This window comes from Halospina denitrificans (assembly GCF_004364635.1).
Classification (GTDB): domain Bacteria; phylum Pseudomonadota; class Gammaproteobacteria; order Pseudomonadales; family Oleiphilaceae; genus Halospina; species Halospina denitrificans.
Map to the genome: position 1 here is coordinate 81,106 of NZ_SOAX01000002.1, position 20,962 is coordinate 102,067.

At 61.2% G+C, this 20,962-nt stretch carries 20 protein-coding genes, 2 tRNA genes and 1 pseudogene; 12 read left to right on the forward strand and 11 right to left on the reverse strand.

The window, feature by feature from the left end:
• Nucleotides 1–26: 26 nt before the first annotated feature.
• Complete coding sequence (locus DES49_RS04000; protein WP_133735112.1) at nucleotides 27–2,513, reverse strand: ABC transporter permease; 2,487 nt, start codon at nucleotides 2,511–2,513, stop codon at nucleotides 27–29.
• Complete coding sequence (locus tag DES49_RS04005) at nucleotides 2,510–3,196, reverse strand: ABC transporter ATP-binding protein (protein ID WP_133735113.1); 687 nt, start codon at nucleotides 3,194–3,196, stop codon at nucleotides 2,510–2,512. The genes DES49_RS04000 and DES49_RS04005 overlap by 4 nt, the downstream gene beginning before the upstream one ends.
• Before the next feature lie 192 nt (nucleotides 3,197–3,388).
• Between DES49_RS04005 and DES49_RS04010 the strand changes: the two genes are divergently transcribed.
• Entirely contained in the window at nucleotides 3,389–3,940 is a 552-nt protein-coding gene (locus tag DES49_RS04010; protein ID WP_243864883.1) for an arylesterase, read from the forward strand.
• Nucleotides 3,941–4,095: 155 nt separating this feature from the next.
• Here DES49_RS04010 and DES49_RS04015 read toward each other — a convergent pair whose 3' ends face one another.
• Nucleotides 4,096–5,076 carry a YheT family hydrolase gene (locus DES49_RS04015; RefSeq protein WP_133735115.1) on the reverse strand — a complete coding sequence of 327 codons (981 nt, stop codon included), beginning with the start codon at nucleotides 5,074–5,076 and terminating at the stop codon, nucleotides 4,096–4,098.
• Nucleotides 5,077–5,189: 113 nt separating this feature from the next.
• On the opposite strand from DES49_RS04015, the gene DES49_RS04020 reads away from it, so the two are divergent.
• Nucleotides 5,190–5,265, forward strand: a tRNA-Asn gene (locus DES49_RS04020).
• 7 nt (nucleotides 5,266–5,272) lie between these two features.
• Here DES49_RS04020 and DES49_RS04025 read toward each other — a convergent pair.
• Complete coding sequence (locus tag DES49_RS04025) at nucleotides 5,273–6,568, reverse strand: M18 family aminopeptidase (protein ID WP_133735116.1); 1,296 nt, start codon at nucleotides 6,566–6,568, stop codon at nucleotides 5,273–5,275.
• Nucleotides 6,569–6,665: 97 nt separating this feature from the next.
• Between DES49_RS04025 and DES49_RS04030 the strand changes: the two genes are divergently transcribed.
• Nucleotides 6,666–7,160, forward strand: coding sequence for a hypothetical protein (locus tag DES49_RS04030; RefSeq protein ID WP_133735117.1), 495 nt, complete (start codon nucleotides 6,666–6,668; stop codon nucleotides 7,158–7,160).
• An 87-nt stretch (nucleotides 7,161–7,247) separates the two neighbouring features.
• Entirely contained in the window at nucleotides 7,248–7,874 is a 627-nt protein-coding gene (locus DES49_RS04035; protein ID WP_133735118.1) for an outer membrane beta-barrel protein, read from the forward strand.
• Here DES49_RS04035 and rlmKL read toward each other — a convergent pair.
• Nucleotides 7,871–9,394 carry a bifunctional 23S rRNA (guanine(2069)-N(7))-methyltransferase RlmK/23S rRNA (guanine(2445)-N(2))-methyltransferase RlmL gene (rlmKL, locus tag DES49_RS04040; RefSeq protein WP_133735119.1) on the reverse strand — a complete coding sequence of 508 codons (1,524 nt, stop codon included), beginning with the start codon at nucleotides 9,392–9,394 and terminating at the stop codon, nucleotides 7,871–7,873. The two genes, DES49_RS04035 and rlmKL, sit on opposite strands and share 4 nt — an antisense overlap.
• Nucleotides 9,395–9,714: 320 nt before the next feature.
• Here rlmKL and rmf point away from each other — a divergent pair, with 320 nt between their 5' ends.
• Nucleotides 9,715–9,927, forward strand: a complete 213-nt coding sequence (rmf, locus tag DES49_RS04045) for a ribosome modulation factor (protein ID WP_133735120.1) — start codon at nucleotides 9,715–9,717, stop codon at nucleotides 9,925–9,927.
• 172 nt (nucleotides 9,928–10,099) lie between these two features.
• On the opposite strand, the gene DES49_RS04050 is transcribed toward rmf, so the two are convergent.
• On the reverse strand, nucleotides 10,100–11,125 hold the full coding sequence (locus DES49_RS04050) for a quinone-dependent dihydroorotate dehydrogenase (RefSeq protein ID WP_133735121.1): 1,026 nt from the start codon (nucleotides 11,123–11,125) through the stop codon (nucleotides 10,100–10,102).
• 502 nt (nucleotides 11,126–11,627) lie between these two features.
• Between DES49_RS04050 and DES49_RS04055 the strand changes: the two genes are divergently transcribed.
• From DES49_RS04055 to DES49_RS04065, 3 genes are all read left to right on the forward strand, one after another.
• Nucleotides 11,628–12,833: a cation diffusion facilitator family transporter gene (locus tag DES49_RS04055; RefSeq protein ID WP_133735122.1), complete on the forward strand. Its 1,206-nt coding sequence runs from the start codon at nucleotides 11,628–11,630 to the stop codon at nucleotides 12,831–12,833.
• Nucleotides 12,834–12,969: 136 nt separating this feature from the next.
• Nucleotides 12,970–13,206, forward strand: a complete 237-nt coding sequence (locus tag DES49_RS04060; RefSeq protein WP_133735123.1) for an AbrB/MazE/SpoVT family DNA-binding domain-containing protein — start codon at nucleotides 12,970–12,972, stop codon at nucleotides 13,204–13,206.
• A complete protein-coding gene (locus DES49_RS04065) occupies nucleotides 13,203–13,601 on the forward strand; it encodes a PIN domain-containing protein (RefSeq protein ID WP_133735124.1) in 399 nt (132 codons plus the stop codon). Before DES49_RS04060 ends, DES49_RS04065 begins: the two co-directional genes overlap by 4 nt.
• A gap of 173 nt (nucleotides 13,602–13,774) precedes the next feature.
• Here the strand turns inward: DES49_RS04065 and uvrB are convergent, their stop codons facing one another.
• A complete protein-coding gene (gene uvrB, locus DES49_RS04070; protein WP_133735670.1) occupies nucleotides 13,775–15,802 on the reverse strand; it encodes an excinuclease ABC subunit UvrB in 2,028 nt (675 codons plus the stop codon).
• A 100-nt stretch (nucleotides 15,803–15,902) separates the two neighbouring features.
• On the opposite strand from uvrB, the gene DES49_RS04075 reads away from it, so the two are divergent.
• The 4 genes from DES49_RS04075 to DES49_RS04090 all read left to right on the forward strand — a co-directional run bounded on the left by DES49_RS04075 (nucleotide 15,903) and on the right by DES49_RS04090 (nucleotide 18,377).
• Nucleotides 15,903–17,081 carry a pyridoxal phosphate-dependent aminotransferase gene (locus DES49_RS04075; protein WP_133735125.1) on the forward strand — a complete coding sequence of 393 codons (1,179 nt, stop codon included), beginning with the start codon at nucleotides 15,903–15,905 and terminating at the stop codon, nucleotides 17,079–17,081.
• A 44-nt stretch (nucleotides 17,082–17,125) separates the two neighbouring features.
• Nucleotides 17,126–17,201, forward strand: a tRNA-Asn gene (locus DES49_RS04080).
• A 65-nt stretch (nucleotides 17,202–17,266) separates the two neighbouring features.
• Nucleotides 17,267–17,836 (forward strand): nucleoside 2-deoxyribosyltransferase, encoded by a 570-nt coding sequence (locus tag DES49_RS04085; RefSeq protein ID WP_133735126.1) that lies wholly within the window; start codon nucleotides 17,267–17,269, stop codon nucleotides 17,834–17,836.
• Between the two features lie 178 nt (nucleotides 17,837–18,014).
• On the forward strand, nucleotides 18,015–18,377 hold the full coding sequence (locus tag DES49_RS04090; RefSeq protein ID WP_133735127.1) for a translation initiation factor Sui1: 363 nt from the start codon (nucleotides 18,015–18,017) through the stop codon (nucleotides 18,375–18,377).
• Here DES49_RS04090 and pyrF read toward each other — a convergent pair.
• The 4 genes and pseudogenes from pyrF to DES49_RS04110 all read right to left on the reverse strand — a co-directional run.
• Nucleotides 18,374–19,069 (reverse strand): orotidine-5'-phosphate decarboxylase, encoded by a 696-nt coding sequence (pyrF, locus tag DES49_RS04095; protein ID WP_133735128.1) that lies wholly within the window; start codon nucleotides 19,067–19,069, stop codon nucleotides 18,374–18,376. The two genes, DES49_RS04090 and pyrF, sit on opposite strands and share 4 nt — an antisense overlap.
• 18 nt (nucleotides 19,070–19,087) lie before the next feature.
• A complete protein-coding gene (gene lapB / locus DES49_RS04100) occupies nucleotides 19,088–20,257 on the reverse strand; it encodes a lipopolysaccharide assembly protein LapB (RefSeq protein WP_133735129.1) in 1,170 nt (389 codons plus the stop codon).
• Nucleotides 20,254–20,559, reverse strand: a complete 306-nt coding sequence (locus DES49_RS04105; RefSeq protein WP_133735130.1) for a lipopolysaccharide assembly protein LapA domain-containing protein — start codon at nucleotides 20,557–20,559, stop codon at nucleotides 20,254–20,256. The genes lapB and DES49_RS04105 overlap by 4 nt, the downstream gene beginning before the upstream one ends.
• Nucleotides 20,560–20,579: 20 nt before the next feature.
• Nucleotides 20,580–20,879 (reverse strand): annotated as a pseudogene (locus DES49_RS04110) (integration host factor subunit beta); the annotation flags it as partial.
• Between the last annotated feature and the right edge of the window lie 83 nt (nucleotides 20,880–20,962).

Here is a 20,962-nt window from a genome sequence, read left to right on the forward strand (position 1 = left end):
TCAGTGCCCGTTTTTCTACGGGGAACCTAGTCTTCCAGTCGTCGTAACAACAACATGGGCGACACATTGAGCACCGGACCAAGCTGCCAGCGCCCGAACAGCGCGAGTAATACAGCGCTCAACACGGGGAAGATGGCCCAGACCCAGCCGTGCAGCCGGAAACTGCCCTCGAACAGGCGGAACTGCAGGGCCCAGACCGCCAGCTCGGCCGCCACCACGCCCAGGAAGCCGGCAATCAGCCCCATGATGGCAAATTCCAGCATGCTGCTGCCCACGAGAAGCTCCCGCCGGGCGCCCAGGGTGCGCAAAAGCGCGCCCTCACGCTGGCGTGCCGAGAGGGTCGCGCTCACAACCGCCGCCATTACCAGAACAGCCGCCACCAGGATCATCATCAAGAGCGTCTCGATGGCGGTGGTGACCTGGGAGACGATCGTCCGGATACGCTCGATGAAGTGGTCGATTTCCAGAATGGACACGGACGGAAAGGCGCGGCCGAGCTCGTTCAGAAGTCCCTTCCGATTCTCACCCAGATGGAAACTGGTGATCCAGGTGGCGGAAAAGTCGTCCAGCTTGCCCGGTGAAAACGCCATGAAAAAGTTGGGCTGCATGCTGTCCCACTGCACGGTTCGCACATTACGCACGCTGGCGCTGACCTCGCGGTCGCCGATACGGAAGGTCAGTTCGTCGCCCATTGAAAGCCCCAGCTCCTCGAACAACTCGGCTTCCACGGAAACACCCTCGGTATCCCCTTCCCGCCACCAGTCGCCCCGGGTGACGCGGTTGTTCTCGGGCACGTCATCCATCCAGGTCAGGTTCAATTCCCGATTGAGCGCACCGATTTCCTCATGCTTGGAAACAGCCTGGCGCACCGGCTCATCATTGATGCGTACCAATCGTCCCCGCACCATCGGGTACAGTGCCTCAAACGCTACCCCCTCATTGTTCAGGAAGGCTTCAACCTCATCCACCTGATCCGGGGCAATATTGATCAGGAAATGATTGGGCGCGTCCGCCGGCAACTGCTGCTGCCAGTCCTCAAGCAATGCCGTGCGGACCAGGAAGAGCGTGGCCGCCAGCATCAGCGTCATGGAGAACACGGCCATTTTCGCCAGGCTGGCCTTCCGATGTCGATAGAGGGCTACCAACGCCAGTCGCCAGGCCCGGTTACCGCCGCGCACCCGCCCCAACAGGGCCACGATCAGCCAGGAAAAGAGGGCCAGAACGCCCATCAGGGCCGCCAATCCGGCCAGCAGCGCCACCACCAGCCAGATCTCGCCGCTGTAGAACCAGAGCAATCCGAAAATGCCCACCACGGCGATGCCCAGATCCAGACCCAGGGTACCGTTGCCCTCGCCCGGCTCAGCGCGCAGCACCTGCATCGCAGAGACCCGGCGAAGACGCCTTATGGGCGGCCACGCAAAGGCAAAGAGCGCCACAAAGGCGGTAACCAGCGGTGCAACGAGCGCCATGGGGCTGAGCTGCCAGGCCACCGGATCCTCCAGGAAACGGTTCGCCACGTTCGCCAGCAGGGCGAATATCGGAATCGCCGCCAGCAGTCCCAGGAGGACACCGATGCCCCCCCAGAGTCCCAGCCGCATCAGGAAAAGCCGCCCGATCGACCTGCCGCCCAGCCCAAGTGTCTTGAGCAGGGCGACGGTGTCGCGCTGACCCAGGGCGTACTGACGGCTGGCCACGGCGACGGCCACAGCGGCCAGAAGGACCGCGAGACTCCCACCCAGAAGCAGGAAGCGCTCGGCACGGTCCAGCGCCTCCACCACACCGGGCTGACCGTCGTCGATGCTGCGCCAGCGCTGGCCATCCTTGAGCTGGGGCTCAAGCCAGTCGCGGAAGGACTGGACCTGTTCCCCATCCCCGGCAAAGAGATTGCGGTAATCCACACGGCTACCCGGCTGCACCACGCCCGCTGCTTCAAGGTCGTCCAGGTGCATCATCACCCGGGGTGCGAGGGCCGCCAGATCGAATCCCCCATCAGGGGCGCGCACCAGGATGCGGCTGACCTCAAGATCGACGTCACCAATACCAACCTGGTCCCCGATCTCAAGATCCAGCAAAGGCAGAAGACGCGCATTGATCCAGATTTCCCCGGGCTCGGGGCCGTGCCCAACGCTTTCCCGTTCCGAATCGCTGTCGGACTGGGTTTCAACCTCTCCCTTGAGCGGATAGGCGTCACTCACCGCCTTGACCCGCACCAGCTCCAGCGCGTCCTCACCCTGGAGCATGGTGGCAAAAGACACCTGGCGCGCCGTCTCCAGCCCCCGATCCCGGGCTTCCGTCAGGAACTCATCCGGTAATGGCCGGGCATCGGAAAGCTGCCCATCGGCCGCAAGAAATTCCGTGGCCGAACTCATGATGGTGCGGCGAAGGTGGTCCGCGAACAGCGAAATGGTGGCAACCACGGCAACCGCTACCACCAGCGAGGCCAGCACCACGCGCACATCGCGCTGGCGCCAGTCGCGCCGGGACAGCCAGCGGAACAGACTGAAACTGTTCATGCCGTGTGGTCCTCCCGGTCGACAGGCGGCAGGAGCCGCCCTCCGTCCATCCGGATCTGGCGATTGCAGCGCGCGGCCAGCTCCTCATCATGGGTCACCAGCACCAGGGTGGTCCCGTGCTCCCGGTTCAGGTCCATGAGCAGGTCCGCAATCTGCTGGCCGGTTTCCGTATCCAGGTTACCCGTGGGTTCATCGGCAAAGAGCACATCGGGCGTCGAAGCGAAAGCCCGTGCAATCGCCACCCGCTGCTGCTCCCCACCCGAAAGCTGGCGGGGCGTGTGGGTCATCCGATCCCCGAGCCCCACCCGCTGAAGCAGCTCCCGCGCCTGCGATTCGGCGTCTTTTGCATCGCCCAGCTCCAGGGGCAGGAGCACATTCTCCAACGCCGTCAGGGTCGGCATCAGCTGGAAGGACTGGAACACAAAGCCGACGCGGTTGGCGCGATGACGGGCCCGGCTGTCCTCATCCATGTCACTGATGGATTCGCCAGCCATCTCAATACGCCCCACGGAAGGCACATCCAGCCCGGCCAGAAGCCCCAGCAACGTCGTCTTGCCGGACCCGGACTTACCCAGTATCGCCACGGACTCACCGCGCAGGATCACCAGGTCCACATCCTTAAGGATGGTCAGCGACGTCTCCGCCACCGACACCTGGTGCGTGAGATCCGTCGCCCTTATCATTACCGTATCACCAGCCGTCACCCACTTACTCCCGGTACCATTGAAAAACACCCTATGACTGCACTCAGCCCACGAAATCCTAATCATTCCGGAAGCCGGCGTACACAACCCATTGATACGCGCCACAGCACCAGGAGTTCAGTCCTGACCCTGATCCTCCTCTGGCTCTGCCTGACCCTGCCCGCCACCGCAATGGCGGAAAACACCGTCCTCGTCTTCGGCGACAGCCTCAGCGCCGCCTACGGCATCGCCGAAGAAGACGGCTGGGTCACCCTACTCGAAGAAAAACTCGCCGAAACCCACCCCCAATGGCAGGTCAGAAACGCCAGCGTCAGCGGCGAAACCACCGGCGGCGGCCTGCGCCGCATCAACAAAGCCCTCGACCATCACACCCCTGAAATCGTCATCCTCCAACTCGGCGGCAACGACGGCCTCAGGGGCAAAGATCCGCAAACCATGCGCAACAACCTCGCCACCATAATCGAACGCAGCAAGGATACCGGCGCCAAAGTCCTCCTGATCGGCATCGAAATCCCCCCCAACTACGGCCAACAGTACACAACCGCCTTCCGCAACCAGTACCAGCAACTGGCCAACAACCACGAGATCAACTTCCTGCCCTTCCTCCTCGAAGACATCTACAACCGGAATGGTATGATGCAAAACGACGGCATCCACCCCACTGCGGAAGCCCAGCCTCTTGTTCTGGAAAATGTCTGGGAAAAGCTCGAACCCATGCTCTAGGCGAGCAAACTCAAAACCCTGAGAAGCGGATCGGGTACGGCTTTCCGGGAAGCTCCGGAGCCATGGATGGCGGAGGGCAGCCTACAGGGACGTACTCGTGGCGATTCCCGGAAAGCCGTACCCGATCCGCTTCCCGGCACACCCCCAGCAGCCCCCTACCCAACAACACAGGAAAGAAACTCCATGGCCCGCCATTCCGACCAGTAAACCCCACCCCGCTCATCCCCCACAAACCCAACATGCCCCCCATAGTCCGGCACCTCCAACCGAACCCGGGAATTCCCCGCAACCACCTCCTTTGGAAAACTCGATTCACTCAGAAAAGGATCATCCGCCGCATTCACAATCAATGTGGGCACCCGAATCCCACCAATAAACCGCCGACTCGAACACCGGTACCAGTAATCCTCCGCATCCCGGAACCCATGCAACGGCGCCGTAAACTGGTCATCGAACTCCTTGAAGGTTTGCATCCGCTCAACGCCATCCAGATTGATCAGATCCGGGTAAAGGGCGTGCTTTTCCTCCATCTTCACCCGCAGTTCCTGGATAAAACGACGCATGTAGAACCGGTTCGACCGCCGCGCCAGTTGTTCCGCGCTCCCGGCAAGATCACAGGGCACGGAAAAGACGGCAGCCCCCGCAATCCGCGAATCCACCGAGGCACCCTTCTCGCCCAGATACACGAGCGTCATATTGCCACCCATGCTGAAACCGCCCAGCGCAACCGCCTCATACCCTGCCCCATCGGCAAGCGCCCGGGTCACAACCGTATCCAGATCCTCCGATGCCCCACTGTGGTAGAAGCGCGGCTGACGGTTGATCTCACCACTACAGGAGCGGAAATTCCACGCAAGCACATCCCAGCCCCGCTCCAGGGCCGCAGCCACCATACCCAGCATATAGGGCCGGCGGCTGTAACCTTCCAGCCCGTGACTGAGCACCAGCAGGCGCCGATTGCCCCGGCGGTACCAGTCCAGATCCAGGAAATCGTCATCCGGCGTTTCCAGGCGCTCCTCGACATCGGGCTCAAAATCCAGCTTCCGGAACAGGCTCGGCCAGACGGTCTGCAGATGGGGGTTGCGCAGCCACAGCGGTGGCGTAAACGGCGACAATGAGGGCGACTGATCTTTCATGCGGGAAAGTGTAAAGGTTCAGGCCTCCGGTTCCTACATGAAACCCACCATGGCCGCGCGGCATGATTTGACGTCCGCAACAGGTGGCGGTAGGATTCCGTGCTTTACGGCATTCCCCGATAGCTCAGTTGGTAGAGCACCTGACTGTTAATCAGGTTGTCGCTGGTTCGAGCCCAGCTCGGGGAGCCACCTCTCATCACCAGAGCCCATCCAAACCGAAGTAGGCTTTCAGTACCTGGTACAGGTTGTGCGCATCCTGCGTACCGGCCAGCTCCCGTATGGAATGCATGGCCAGCTGGGGAACCCCTATATCCAGGGTCTTAACACCGAGATTGCCCGCTGTCAGTGGGCCGATGGTGCTGCCGCACGCCATATCCGATCGCACCACGAAGCTCTGGCAGGATAACCCAAGCTGATCGCTGAGATGACGGTACAGGGCGCTCGTCCGGCTGCTGGTGGCGTAGCGCTGGTTGTTGTTGATCTTGATCACGGGCCCTTCATTCAGGAGGGGGCCATGACGGCTGTCGTGCCGATCCGCATAGTTCGGGTGAATGGCGTGGGCATTATCCACGGACATCATCATTGAAGCGGCCATGGCGCGGTGATAGTCCTCGCCCGTGACCCAGCGCCCCAGAACGGTTTCAAGGAAGGGTCCCTGCGCGCCTTCGGCGGTCATGCTGCCCACCTCTTCGTGATCGTTGAACACGGCAACCGAGGGCTGCTCGCCATCCGCCTCCAGCAGCGCCTGGAGCCCCAGGTAGCAGCTCAGCAGATTGTCGAGCCGCGCCGAGGCGATGAACTCGTCATGCAGTCCGGTGATTGCGGGGGCCTGGGTATCATAGAGGCTCAGCTCATAATCCAGGACCTGGCGCACGGACAGATCCGGCTGCTCGGCCTGAAGCTGCTGCTCCAGCAATTCCCGGAAACTCTTCTCCGGCTTGCCGCCGGTAAGCATGACCAGTGGCGGCAGATGGGTCTGGGCATTGATGCTGCGGCCACTGTTGGCCTCCCGGTCCAGATGGATTGCCAGCGAGGGGATGGTTGCGATCGGCTTTCGGAAATCCACCAGCGTATCCCGGCGTTGGCCGTCCCGATCCTCAACGGTGACCCGCCCGGCGATGGACAGGTCCCGGTCGAACCAGGGATTGAGCAGCGCGCCGCCGTAGACTTCAACGCCGAGCTGGAAACACCCGTGTTCCCGGATCTCCGGCTGCGGCTTGACCCGCAGGCAGGGGCTGTCGGTATGGGCGCCCATCATGCGCCATCCGGTTTCGGCGGGATCGTTCCGCCCCGTCCTGAAAGCCACCAGCGCGGAATCGTTACGCACCACGTAATAGCCCTTGCCGGATTCAAGGTTCCACGCATGGGTTTCATCCAATCGTTCAAAGCCTGCCTTATCCAGCAGTTCGCGCATCACGGAAACAGCGTGATACGGCGTGGGCGACGCCTCCAGAAACGCCAGCAGCCCCTGATTGAAAGCATTAAGTTCCATACGGTCTCCGATCGGTCGAATTTTTAACGGTCGCCAGCATCAGGGGATGCAGTTTATCATTACGGGTACCACAGGATAACGCAGTTGATGCCGACCCATGCGAGCACCCCAGTTTCTGAAGTTCGAGTACAACGACAGCGGCCCGAAGCTGTTTCCAACCGCGGCCTCCTGGTCGCTGACCGACGGCCGCATCAAGTATGTGGTCATCATGCCGGAGGATGAGTGGCTCGCGGACGACGAGGACGAGCGCATGCTGGATGACCGCTTCTTCCGGGAGCACGGCGCGGCCCCCGTGGATGTCTTCCGGGAAATGAACGAGGACCTCGCCGAAGCGACCGTCTTTTCCGACGGCCTCGACCCGGACGATGAACTGCTGGAATGCCTGTGTGAAACCGTCGGACAACAGGCCGCCTTCGAGCTTGCCCCGATGGTCGCATTGCTCCATCACACCAGCTTTGAGGACCTCGCCGACCGCTATCAGGACCTGATGGCACGCGAGACGCTGGACCCCACCGTGGCGGAGAATGCGGTTTACGCGCAGCTGCTGCTGGCAAAGGAAGAAGGGCTGATGGACCCCGACAGCAGCGGCTGAGGCTGCAGTTTGTGACGGGCTTCGATGACATCCTGCCATGTGACCGTCACAATCCGAGCCTACCCCGAGCAAGGAATGGCCCTTTATATGAATCGCGCCCTTATTCCCGTAACCGGTCTGATCCTGGTTCTGCTGATTTCCTCCTTTGCCCATGCCCAGCAGCCCAGGCGCCAACGCCCCGAAATGCCGGAACCGGAGAGCCTGAAAGGCAGCTATTACCTGGGGGTCACCGCCACCAACTTCTACCACCGCTCCATCGGCGCCGACGGCGATACTGCCAATACCCCGGCCTATGGGCTGATGTTCGGGAAATACCTGAATGACTTCATCAAGGTCGAGTTTCGCGCCGGGGCCGGCCATAAGACGGATAGCCCGGCACAGGGCCTGGAAGAGGTGGAGATTGAACGCTACGCGAGCGCCTATATGGGCCTCTATCACCACTGGAGCATGTTCTCGCGCGTCTATGCCCAGGTGGGCATGAGCCACATAGAGAGTTCAGCGAGAGGGACAGACCTGGGCGAGAGCCGGACACCCTTCTCGGAGCTGAACGAGGATTACCTGGAAACCAGCCTGGGCCCGAGCTTCCTCCTTGGCATCGACACGGATTTCCTCTGGAACTCCGACCTTTTCCTTGAGGCAGGCCGCCTGCATGATGATTCCGTCACCAACATACAGGTCTGGCAGTACAACACGGGCATCCGCTTCGATTTCTAGCGATCCAACCGCTGCGGCTCAAAGTGGACATCCTCGGGCGCAACCTCCAGCGCCTCGGGAATGACCGCCAGCGCCTCGGCCAGTCGCTCGTCTGCCACCGCCTTCGGCATGGAAGCCGCAGGCGTATACTGGCGCACCTCAACCCGGCCGTTTTCCCATTCAACCCGCACCGCAAATTCCGGAATATCCGCATCGTAAAGCCGGTACCGGGCCTCGGGTTGGTTACGCAGGCGCTTGCGCAGGACCCGGCGGTTCTTGCGCAGCCGGTTGCTCAGCATCCGGGCCCGCTCTTCGTTGTAAACATGAGGCCTGGGCTTGCCATCTTCAATCTCCTCCGGGGTCCGCTGCGGCGTCCGGTACTGTTCCGGGTTGACCTCAAACAGCAGTAACGACGCCTCCAGTGCCCCGTTGAACAGCCGGTACTGACGATGGCTTCTCAGTCCAATCTGGTGCCCCATTTCCGGTACCGCCGTGAAGACACCGAGCCGCCATCCCGCCGCGCAGGCGCGCACACGCTCACCCAGCAGCTGGTAGAGCCTGGCGAGCTGACCATCGGCCTTGAGCCTTTCCCCATAGGGCGGATTGGTAAGAATGAGCCCAGGCGTTGCTGTTTCCGGGAGTGCCCAGTCGGCCAGGTCCGTGCGCTCAACATGGACACGATCCGTCAGCCCGGCCCGTTCAATATTGTGCCAGGCGGCCCGGATCACCGCTCTGTCGCGGTCGCTGCCCCGAAAACGACTCCTGCTGGAGCTGAGGCCTGCGGCCCGGCGTTGCTCCGCGTCATGACGAAGCTGCTGCCAGGTGTCGGCGTCATGCCCGGGCCAGCGTTCAAACGCGAAGGAGCGCGACAGGCCCGGCGCTGAATCCGTGGCCATCATGGCCGCCTCAATCAGCAGGGTTCCAGAGCCACAGAGTGGATCAACAAAGTCCCCGTTGTCGGCGGCAATGGCCGGCCATCCCGCCCGGTGGAGCAGCGCGGCCGCCAGGTTTTCCCGCAGAGGCGCTTCGCCCGCATCGGTTCGGTAACCTCGGCGATGCAGGCTGGCACCCGCCAGGTCCACTCCCAACTCGAGTTTGCCCCGATGAAGGCGCGCGTGGATGGGCAGATCCGGATCCCGCCCCTCAACCGAGGGCCGAGTTGCGCCCGCGGCGCTCATGCGATCCAGGACCCCATCCTTGATGCACTGGGCCCCGAAGTGGCTGTTGCGGATATTGTCATCCGTACCCTGGAAGCTGACCCGGAAGCTGGTTCCCGGAACCAGCCAGTCCTCCCAGGAAATGCTCGCGGACGCGCGTTTGAGATCCTCCGCGTAGGCCGCATCAAAGCGGCCAAGGTGACGGATCACCCGGCTGGCGAGGCGTGACCAGAGACAGATCGCCATGGCCGTCCGCCATTGCGCCTCGATCCAGACACCGGCCGGGGAACGCCGGGTGACCGTGGCCCCCAGGCCCGAGACTTCTTCATCAAGCAGCTCTACCAGCCCCTTCGGGCAGGTTATAAAAAACGGTAATGGTTTCATGGGCGCGACTATGCCCCGTAGAAGCCCGGCACACAAGCGTTATTGGATGGACTAATCAGAAGCGCCTCCACCATTTGAATTTATGGGTATACAGCGCTCAGATTTTGAGCTTTACTGACTATGACGCGTCAAAGACACCGGTTGTGGAAAGCAACCGGTCAAGGGCCCTGATAGGATCGATCTGTCCGCCAACGCCCCCGAGCGAATGGATGGCCGGTTTCACGCTGCCGGTACGTCGCAACGGGTGCAGAACACAAAAGTTTGGCGGAAACGTGCGCACGCTCATGCAAGACTGTGATTACCACATGAGGTGAAGAAGCATGAAAAGACAGAAAAGAGACATGTCAGCTCGCGCCTACAAAAGGGGCTACATGGCAGGGCTTTCCGGTAAATCCAAGGAACTGTGCCCGCAGGACAAACCCGAAGTACGCCAGGAATGGATTAACGGTTGGCGGGAAGGACGCGAAGATCACTGGAGCGGACTGACACACGGTGTCTCCTCGATTCATCGAATGCCGAACCTGACAGCGTGAATCGACCGCCGGTAGGCGGCCAGAACAAAACATGACCGGATAACCGACAGATGACAAAAGGCTGTCGATCCCAAAGGGTCCACTCGACCCTTACTACAAGCAGAGCTCGTCTCTAGTAAAAAACGAGGGACCACTCGTCCCTCCCGGGCCCGTCAAGCGGGCCCGTTTCATTTCAGCCTCCCTGAACCGCGCTCACCGCTTCCACGGCCTCTCGAACCAGGGCCGGTCCGCGGTAGATGAGACCGGAATAGAGCTGCACCGCAGAAGCCCCGGCACGGATCTTGTCCGCGGCCGTCTCTCCATCCGTAATGCCGCCTACACCGATAATCGGAAGCTGGCCGCCCAGCGCCGAGCTCAGGGCCGCTATAACCTCGGTGGAGCGCCCCGCCAGTGGCCGACCACTGAGCCCCCCGGCCTCCTCTCCCTGGGGATGACGCACCACGGAGGAATGATCCAGTGTCGTATTGGTGGCAATAACACCATCCAGCCCAGACTCCAGCAGTGCGGAAGCCATGAACTGGATGGCGGCATCATCCATGTCCGGGGCCACTTTCACCGCTATGGGCACATAATGCCCGTGCTCCGCCGCCAGAGCCTGCTGTCTGGTCCTGATGGCTTCCAGGAGGTGCTTGAGGGAGTCCCCGAACTGCAGATCCCGCAGCCCGGGCGTATTGGGGGAAGACACATTCACGGTGATGTAGTCCGCCAGCGGCCAGACGCGCTCGATGCCGGCAATATAGTCGCTGGCCGCGTCCTCCATGGCGGTATCCCGGTTCTTGCCCACATTCACGCCCAGCACCCCGTCATAGTGACTGCGGCGTATGTTGGCGACCAGTGCCGCCAGCCCCTGGTTGTTGAAGCCCATGCGATTGATGATGGCTTCATACTCGGCCAGGCGGAACAGACGGGGCTTCGGATTGCCGGGCTGCGGCTGTGGCGTTACCGTCCCCACCTCCAGGAACCCGAATCCCAGGGCCGCCGTGGCATCAATGTAACGGGCATTCTTGTCCAGACCGGCCGCCAGACCCACGGCATTGGGCAGCCTGAGCCCCATGAGTTCGACAGGACGGCCCACCGGCGGTGTCCAGAGGCGTTGCAGAACACCGGTCCGCTCGGCCGCACGGGCACTTTCCAGCGCCAGGCTGTGAGCCACTTCAGGGGGGAGTTGGAATAGCAGGGAACGCAACGCTCGAAACATGAATCTCAGGGCCTTGATCGGGAACGTATTCAACCGGAATCCGAAGTATACAGGAAGAGATCCCCGTCGGTGGCAAACCAATGCTTATAACCACCAGCGATGACAGTTCCGTGACAGACCGATGAAGAATCCATGACCTTTTCCACGGAATCTGTGGAAAACTTTGTTGATAATTCTGTGGTAAACCGCCAGAACCCTTGTGTCGGGCGAGGGTCTACAGATTGAACAAATTTTAATCAGTTATTTTATTCTTTAAAAACAACTACTTATATAGTTCAACAGCTCAAATCAAGCATTTAACGTAACTTTGCAAAACGGGGCGCATTGACCGCTATTTGTGCATAAAATATACCGTGTGTGTATATTCAGCCCACTACACAGCGCTAAGTGCCCGTCAATGCCGCTTACACGCCGTTACTGACATTGTCCAATGTAATCCTCTATTCGTAAGGGCACCTTCCGGGTTATCCTGTGCCGTCCTACAACTGCAGTGCGGATCGATATGAACGCGTCCGAAGATACAGTCCTGAGCCAACAGCCCGACAGCGAGCTCCAGTCCGCCCGCAGGGTCACTCTGGTTGGCCTGGTTCTGGATGCCCTGCTCGGCGTCTTCAAGGTGCTCGTAGGCTTTCTCTACAACTCCTACGCCCTGGTCGCCGACGGCATCCACTCCTTCTCCGATGTTGCCTCGGACATCATGGTGCTGGTGCTCTTCCGTATCTCGCGGGAAGAACCCGACGAAGACCACCCCTATGGCCATGAACGCTTCGAGACCCTGGGTGCCGTCATTCTGGGAAGCGTCCTCATCGCCCTCGCCGGTGCCCTGGCCTGGGAAGCCGTACAGCGCGTCTGGAGTGCCGCCCTGCTCATTCCCGGCTGGCCGGTTCTCGTCGTAGCGCTGGTCTCGGTGCTGAGCAAGGAATGGATCTACCACTACACGCTGAAAGTCGGCAAGGCCATACGCTCCGACCTCATCGTGGCCAACGCCTGGCACAGCCGCACCGACGCCCTCTCCTCCATTATCGTGATGCTCGGCGCCTCCGGCGCCATGCTCGGCTTCCCCTGGCTCGACGCCGTCGCCGCCTGCGGCATCGCCATCATCGTCGCCAAGATCGGCTGGCACCTGGCCTGGGACAACGTCAAGGAGCTGGTGGACACCGCCATGCCCGTGGAAAAACAGCGCCACCTGCGCGAAGTCGCCGAAGCCACCGAAGGCGTACGCTCTGTCAACGCCATCAAAAGCCGCCGCATGGGCTCCGACTTCCTCCTCGACATCCACCTCCAGGTCGACCCCGAAGTCAGCGTCTCAGAAGGCCACGAAATCGGCGTCCGTGCCGAACACCGCCTCCTCGAAGCCGTCCCGGACGTTCGGGAAGTCACCTTCCACATCGACGCCGAGGACGAAGAACTCCAGCAATCCGTCCACGCCGCCATCCTCCCCTCAAGGAGCGCCGTGGCCAAACAGCTCGAAGACCGCTGGGGCGACCTCATCAACTTCCACAACACCTGCCCCCCAAGGCTCCACTACCTCTCTGACGAAGTCTCGGTGGAACTCTACCTGGAAAGCCGCACCGCCGTGAACGAAGACGCCCGCGACCAACAGTGCCTGACCTGCCAACTCAAGTCCCGCACCAAGGACCTGCCCTGGATCGGCGACATCAAGATCTGGTACGCGGACGAATTCCGGACGGGTCCCAACCGGAACTAGACAAAGCGGCGAAGTACCCTACCCCTAAGCTTCGAACCCGCATCTCGGGTTGAGCAACGGTTTTTACCGCTATTGGAAGCCTGCTCACGCCCATGGTACCTTACCTTAGGTAAGGTTAAATCATTGGAGTAAGGCAATGAGCACAGCGACGGTAACGAGTAAAGGGCAAATCACGATTCCCGCCAATGTTCGATCCGATCTAAGGGTTGGCCCCGGTGACCGCGTCGAATTCGTGAAAGTAGCCGAAGGGCATTGGGAAGTGTTGGCGGCCACGGAGGACGTACAGCGGCTGCGGGGCATGATCAGCCCGAAACGTGCCGTCAGCATCGAGGAAATGAATGCAGCCATCCGGGACAAGGCAGGCCGGGAATGATTGGGCTCGACACGAATGTCGTCGTACGCTACCTCACCCAGGACGACCCAGCGCAGGCAGCCCAGGCCAATGAATGGATCGAGCAACGGCTGACACCCCGTGAACCCGGTTTTATCAGCGTGATCGTGCTGGTCGAGGTCGTCTGGGTCCTGGAGGCATGTTACGACCAGAGCCGGGAGGCCGTCGCAGAGGTGGTCAACGCTCTGCTGACCACCAAGCAATTGGTCATCGATGAGGCCGACCTGGTATATCTGGCGCTGAAGCGCTTTTCGGCCAGCAACGGGGATTTCGCCGACGCTCTGATTGCCGTGATTAGCGAGAACCGGGGTTGTAGCATGGTAGTGAGCTTCGACAAAAAGGCAGGATCAGTCGGTATGTCCGATGCGAGCCAGTAAGGCGACCAGCACAAACCCCGATCTCGGTATTCAGGCTGGCGGGGATTGTCCGTAGGGAAGCTCTTTGGCCATGGATGGCCAAAGCGCAGCCTACAGGGACGTACTCGTGGCGATTCCCGGAGGACAATCCCCGCCAGCCTGAATGCCAGGCACCAAACCTCGACGACTACCAGTCACCCAAACCGAAGCGCCGCCTCCTTGAGCTTGGCCGCCTCATCCCGAAGCCGAGCCGCCTTCTCAAAATCCAGATCCTGCGCCGCCTTGTACATCTCATCCTCAAGCCGATCGATATCCTTCAGAATCTGATCCGCATCCTTACCCTTCACATCCGCGGTATAGGACGCCTGGGGCTCCGCCACTTCCCTGGCCTGGTCCGTGCGCTTCCGCTGAACATGCACACCCTCCATGATGTCCGCCACCTTCTTCTCCAGCCCCTTGGGCGTAATACCATGCGCCTCATTATGGGCAATCTGGCGCTGCCGACGCCGCTCCGTCTCATCAATGGCACGCCGCATCGACCCCGTCTCCCGGTCCGCATACAGAATCGCCTTACCGTGCACATTCCGCGCCGCACGCCCCATGGTCTGGATCAACGACCGATCCGACCGCAGGAAGCCCTCCTTGTCCGCATCCAGGATCGCCACCAATGAGACCTCCGGCATATCCAGCCCCTCACGCAGCAGGTTGATGCCCACCAGCACATCGAACTCACCCCGGCGCAAGTCCCGGATAATCTCCACACGCTCCACGGTATCCACATCCGAGTGCAGGTAACGCACCCGCACCCCGTGCTCCTCCAGATAATCCGTCAGATCCTCCGCCATGCGCTTGGTCATGGTTGTCACCAAAACCCGCTCGTTCGCCTCCGCACAGCGGCGCACCTCGGAAAGCAGATCATCCACCTGGGTCGTGGCCGGGCGCACCTCGATCTCCGGATCCACCAGCCCGGTGGGCCGCACCACCTGCTCCGCCGTCTGGGCTGAATGCTCCGCCTCGTACTTCGCCGGCGTCGCCGACACAAAGATCATCTGCGGCGCCAGACGCTCCCACTCATCGAAACGCATGGGCCGGTTGTCCAGCGCCGACGGCAGCCGGAAACCGTACTCCACAAGCGTCTCCTTGCGGGACCGGTCGCCCTTGTACATGCCCCCGATCTGGGGGATTGTCACGTGGGACTCATCGATCATCAGCAGGGCGTTATCCGGCAGATACTCGAAGAGCGTGGGCGGCGGCGCGCCGGGCTCGCGGCCCGAGAGATAGCGCGAGTAGTTCTCGATGCCGTTGCAGTAGCCGAGCTCCAGCATCATCTCCATGTCATAGCGGGTGCGCTCCTCAAGGCGCTGGGCCTCCAGGAGCTTGTTGTTGTCGCGCAACTGCTGCAGGCGCTCATCCAGCTCCACCTTGATGTTGTCCACCGCGTTGAGGATCTTCTCCCTAGGCGTGACGTAGTGGGTCTTGGGATAGATGGTCACGCGCGGCACGCGCTGGATGATCTCGCCGGTGAGCGGGTCGAACCAGGCCAGGTTCTCCACCTCGTCATCGAACAGCTCGATGCGCACCGCCTGGTCTTCCGATTCGGCCGGGAAGACATCAATCACGTCGCCGCGAACCCGGTAATGGCCCCGGTGAAGTTCCACATCGTTGCGCGTGTACTGAAGCTCCGCCAGACGGCGCACAATGTCGCGCTGGCCGATCTCGTCGCCCCGGTCCAGGTGCAGGATCATGCGCAGGTAGGATGACGGATCACCCAGGCCATAGATGGACGAGACCGTCGAGACGATGATGGCATCCGGCCGCTCCAGCAGCGCCTTGGTCGCGGAGAGGCGCATCTGCTCGATGTGCTCGTTCACGGAGGCGTCCTTCTCGATGAAGGTGTCCGAGGACGGCACATAGGCTTCCGGCTGGTAGTAGTCGTAATAGGAAACGAAGTACTCCACGGCGTTATCCGGGAAGAAGTCCCGGAACTCCCCGTAGAGCTGGGCCGCGAGCGTCTTGTTGTGAGCCATGATGAGGGTTGGCCGCTGCGCCCGCTCGATGACCTTGGCCATGGTGAAGGTCTTGCCGGACCCGGTCACGCCCAGCAGGGTCTGGTGCATCAGCCCGTCGTTGATCCCCTCGACCAGGGTCTCGATGGCCTGCGGCTGGTCCCCGGCGGGTTCAAAATCCGCGGCGACGTGAAAACTGAAATCCTCTTTGGCCATACCACCTTCTCTTTTGGGGTCGCGCATGCCCGATGCGCTCATGCTATCATGAGTCCTGCATTGTTCCGGCATTCCGACTTTTCAACAGGGAGCACCCAGTTTGAGCGCGCAACTCTCCAACCGCGTCCAGCAGATCAAGCCCTCACCCACCCTCGCCATCACCAGCAAGGCTGCTGAATTGCGGGCGGAAGGCAAGGATATTATCGGCCTTGGCGCCGGTGAGCCTGATTTCGACACCCCGAAACACATCAAGGACGCCGCCGTGGCCGCGCTCGACGCGGGCCAGACCAAGTACACGGCCGTGGACGGCACGCCGGAGCTCAAGGACGCCATCATCGCCAAGTTCAAGCGCGACAATGGCCTGGAATACGAACGCAACCAGATCCTGGTTTCCTGCGGCGGCAAGCAGAGCTTCTTCAACCTGGCCCTGGCACTGCTCAACCCGGGTGACGAAGTCATCATCCCGGCGCCCTACTGGGTGTCCTACCCGGACATGGTCAAGATCGCCGAAGGCAAGCCGGTGATCCTGGAAAGCAGCGCCGAGAGCCAGTTCAAGGTGACCCCGGAGCAGATCCGCAACGCCATGACCGACCGCACCCGGCTGGTCGTGCTCAACAGCCCGTCGAACCCCAGCGGCAAGGCCTACAGCATCGAGGAGCTTGCCGAGATCGGCAAGGTGCTTGAAGAGCGCCCGGACGTGATGATCGCCACCGACGACATGTACGAGCACATCCTCTGGAACGGGACCTTCGCCAACATCGTCAACGCCACCCCGTCGCTGAAGGACCGTACCTTCGTGCTCAACGGCGTCTCCAAGGCCTACTCCATGACCGGCTGGCGCATCGGTTACGCCGCGGGCCCGGCCGACGTGATCGCCGCCATGAAGAAGATCCAGTCCCAGAGCACCTCCAACCCCGCGTCCATCTCCCAGGCCGCGGCCACGGCGGCTCTGAACGGCCCACAGGAGTGCGTCACGGAGATGCTCCACGCCTTCAAGGAACGCCACGACTACGTTGTGGAAGCCCTCAACAAGCTCCCCGGCGTCACCTGCCAGCCCAGCGACGGCACCTTCTACGCCTTCCCCGGCTTCCAGGGCGCCATTGAGGCCACCGAAGGCGTGAACGACGACGTGGAAATGGCCGAACACCTGCTCAGCGAAGCCGGCGTCGCCCTGGTCCCGGGCTCCGCCTTCGGAACCCCCGGCCACATGCGCCTGAGCTTCGCCACCAGCATGGACAACCTGAAAAATGCCATCGATCGGCTTTCAAAAGCACTCTGAGACTTGACGGCGGCGTATGGCGCTCTTAATATACGCCTCGCTTATCCCCGATAGCTCAGTTGGTAGAGCACCTGACTGTTAATCAGGTTGTCGCTGGTTCGAGCCCAGCTCGGGGAGCCATATTCCGAAAAGCCGCTCAGATGAGCGGCTTTTTTCGTTTACGGCCCTGAAAAAAGGACCCAACCGTGAGCCGAACGCCCCTCATCTACCTGGCAGGCCCCGACGTCTTTTTCCCGGAAGCCATCCGCACCCGGATCGAAGCCCGAAAAAAAGCCATCCTGGAAGACCACGGCCTCACCGCCCTCTCCCCCTGCGACAACGACCTTGATCTGGAACAAGCCCAGGACCCGGCCCGAGTCATCTTCGAGGCCAACAAAGCCCTCATGGACCGCGCCCAAGGCCTGATCGCCAACCTAACCCCCTTCAGAGGCCCCAGCGCCGACGCCGGCACAATCTACGAACTCGGGTACATGACGGCCCAGAACAAGCCGGTATGCGCCTACACCACCTGCGCCACCCCCTACAACGAGCGCGTAGCTGGCGGCGCAGACACCGACCAACAGGGCACCATGGTTGAAGGATTCGGCCTGTGCGATAACCTGATGCTGGACTGCGGAATCATGTCGACGGGCGGATTCATCGCTAAAGGAACAATCCCATGGCGGCCAAAAGGCCTGTCGCCAGAAGAATCTTTCGATGAAGATCTGTTCCGGGAACTCGCAAGCGCAATGAGGGACCACTTCCAGAACACCTAAAGAAGTGACAGCATACTCAGAACTCGAAATGGCCGGGGTCCGGTGGTACTAAGCGGGAAGCTCTTTCGCCAGGGATGGCGAAAGCGCAGCCTACAGGGACGTACTTGTGGCGATTCCCGATTAGTACCACCGGACCCCGGCCAAGGCACTGAGCCAGCAGCATTCAGGAGACAGACCAGTGAGTAAGAAGAATTCCGGAGGCCTCGTTTACTCAACGGAAACCGGCGGAAGAACCTGCCCCGAATGCCGCCAACCCCTGGACCAGTGCCAGTGCAATACCGAACAGCGCTCCACAAGCAGCGACGGCATCGTCCGCCTCCACCGCGAAACCAAAGGCAGAAAAGGCAAAGGCGTCACCCTCGTCAAAGGCCTCGACCTCCCCGAAAAAGACCTCAAGGCCCTGGCCAAAACCCTGAAAGCCAAATGCGGCACCGGCGGCACCATCAAGGAAGGCGTCATCGAAATCCAGGGCGACCACAGAGACACCCTGCAGACCGAACTCGAAAAACAGGGCTGGACCGTCAAGAAAGCCGGCGGCTAACCCGCAATCTCCGCCTCAATTTTTGCCAGCGCCTCCATGGGATCCTCAGCCCGGGTAATCGGCCGCCCGATGACCAGATAATCACTCCCGGCCGCCAGCGCCTTCGCCGGCGTCATCACCCGCTGCTGATCCCCCTGCACCGCGAACGCCGGCCGGATCCCAGGCGTCACCAGCCCAAGACCCGGCCCGAAGCGCGATTTCAGTAATTCCGCCTCCATGGCCGAGCACACCACCCCATCCAGCCCCGATTCATGGGCGAGACCGGCCAGGCGTGTGACCGCTTCCTCCGAGGAACCGCTCCAGCCAATCTCCCGGATCTCATTGTCCGTAAGGCTTGTCAGCACCGTCACTCCATAGAGCAGCGGCCGCTCATCCGCATTGCGCACCGCAAGCTGCCGCGCACAGGCCTCCAGCATGTGACGCCCCCCGGAGGCATGAACATTCACCATCCACACGCCCAGATCCGCCGCCGCCTCAACCGCAGCGGCCGCCGTATTCGGGATATCGTGGAACTTGAGATCCAGGAACACATCAAATCCGCGCCCCTGCAGCACCTGGACGAAGCCCGGGCCAAAACGGGTGAACATCTCCTTGCCCACCTTCAGACGACAGCGAGCCGGATCCAGCTGACCCACCAGCTGAAGCGCATCCAGCCGGTCCTGGAAGTCCAGGGCCACGATTACGCGCGACATGCAGTTGTCTCCTCTTGGTTATTCGCCGTCGACCCCGTGCAGGGGCTCCACGGTCTCCCAGTGCTTGCAGCTCGGGCAGAGCCAGTGGAGCTGCTGCCCACCGAAGCCACAGCGCGTGCACTGGTAGGTCGGCTTGTTCTCAAGCAGCATATCCCCGACGCGACCGATCAGGCGACTCTGGGCCCCCTCGCCGCGCGGCTCCGGATCGTTCATCTCAATCAGTCGAAGCATTCCCCGAAGACTCGGACGCCGGGTAACCTCCGTCTCGAGCAGGGAGCGTGCTGTCTCAACGCTGTTGAAACGCTCCTCCTGCTCCACCAGGTTAAGCAGCAGTGTCGTGGAGGGGTGATCCTGATAGAAGCGGTAGAGCCGCTTGCGCAGCTTGCGCTCGTTGCCCGCCTCCCTCGCGAAACGCACCAGCCGTACAACGGCCTCGGGGCCAAAGGCGGGGTTCTGCTCGAAGACCTGGCTCAGGTACTGCTGCGCCTCCCGCCACTGATGCCTCTGCTGGCACCAGTCCGCCAGCATCAGTGATGCCCTGACACAGCCCGAATCGTATTCCAGGGCCTGCTCCAGCAACTTCCTCGCCTCGACTGAGCTGGCTGAGATATCACTCTCACGGGATTTCTCACAGAGCAGGTGCGCCAGCTGTTTGCGTACATCCGCCGTATCCCGGACCTCAACAAGGGTGCGCGCGACACGAACCGCCTTATCCCAGTCTCTTTCCTGCTGATAGATGCTGACCAGCTGATCCGCCGCCTGGGCCCCGTAGTGCCGCACACCGAGCAGTTCATGGAGGAGTGCTTCCGCGCGATCCAGCAACCCGGCGGCCAGGTAATCCAGCGCCAGCTCATAGGTCACCTGGGAGGAGTAACGCCCCGACAGTTCCGGGCGAGCGAGCAGGTTCTGGTGAATCAGGGTGGCCCGGTCCACCTCCCCTTTCTCACGGAAATGCGTGCCGATGGACAGGTGCAGGTTAACCGTCTCCTGGCTGACGGCAAGCGTATCCAGGAAGGACTCGATGGCTTCGTCGGAATAGTTGGTGAAAAGGAACTGGAGCCGGTCGCGGAGGGTATCCTCATCGTCAATGACCGCCTCTTCGGACTGCTGGCGCAAACGCCAGCGCCCGAGCGCCCAGCCGATGCCTACCGCAACCGCCAGTAACAGCCAGTGCAGGATGGTGTTCATTCAATACTCTTGGCCGCGTCCCGCTGCTGCCTTTTAAGGGATTTCTCGGATCGCTTCAGCTGCTTCTCGGTGCGTCGCCGAGCCATCCGTGACCGCGCAACCGTCAGTGAAGCCGCTGCCGCTCCCAGAATAGCACCCAGAATCAGCGCGAGCACCAGCCATAGGGCAACACTGAGTGACGGCGTCTGGTAGAACAGCAAATCAAGGACGACCGGTTCCTGGTTGTTCAGGGTGAACAGCATGGCAAAAAGAACCAGCACTACGACAAGCAGTAATAATAAGAATCGGCGCACCCTGGCCATCGGGATCTCCTGTCACCAGCTCAATAGCCGGCCTTCATGCTGTCATTAACCTTCTCGCGCAGGTCTTTGCCCGGCTTGAAGTGCGGCACATACTTTTCGGGAAGATCCACGGATTCGCCGGTCTTGGGATTGCGCCCCACCCGGGGAGCCCGGTAGTGAAGGGAAAAACTGCCGAAACCACGGATCTCGATGCGTTGTCCCTCGGCAAGCGACTGGGACATATGATCAATAATGGTTTTCACAGCCAATTCTACATCTTTAGCGGAGAGCTGTGACTGCTTGGAGGCAATCATTTCCACCAGTTCTGATTTTGTCATGGTCCCGTCCTTCCTTACAGGTTCGGTTACTGCATATCCAGTTTAGCGGACCCTGCAAAAAAGACAAAAAAAACGGGCTGTTACAG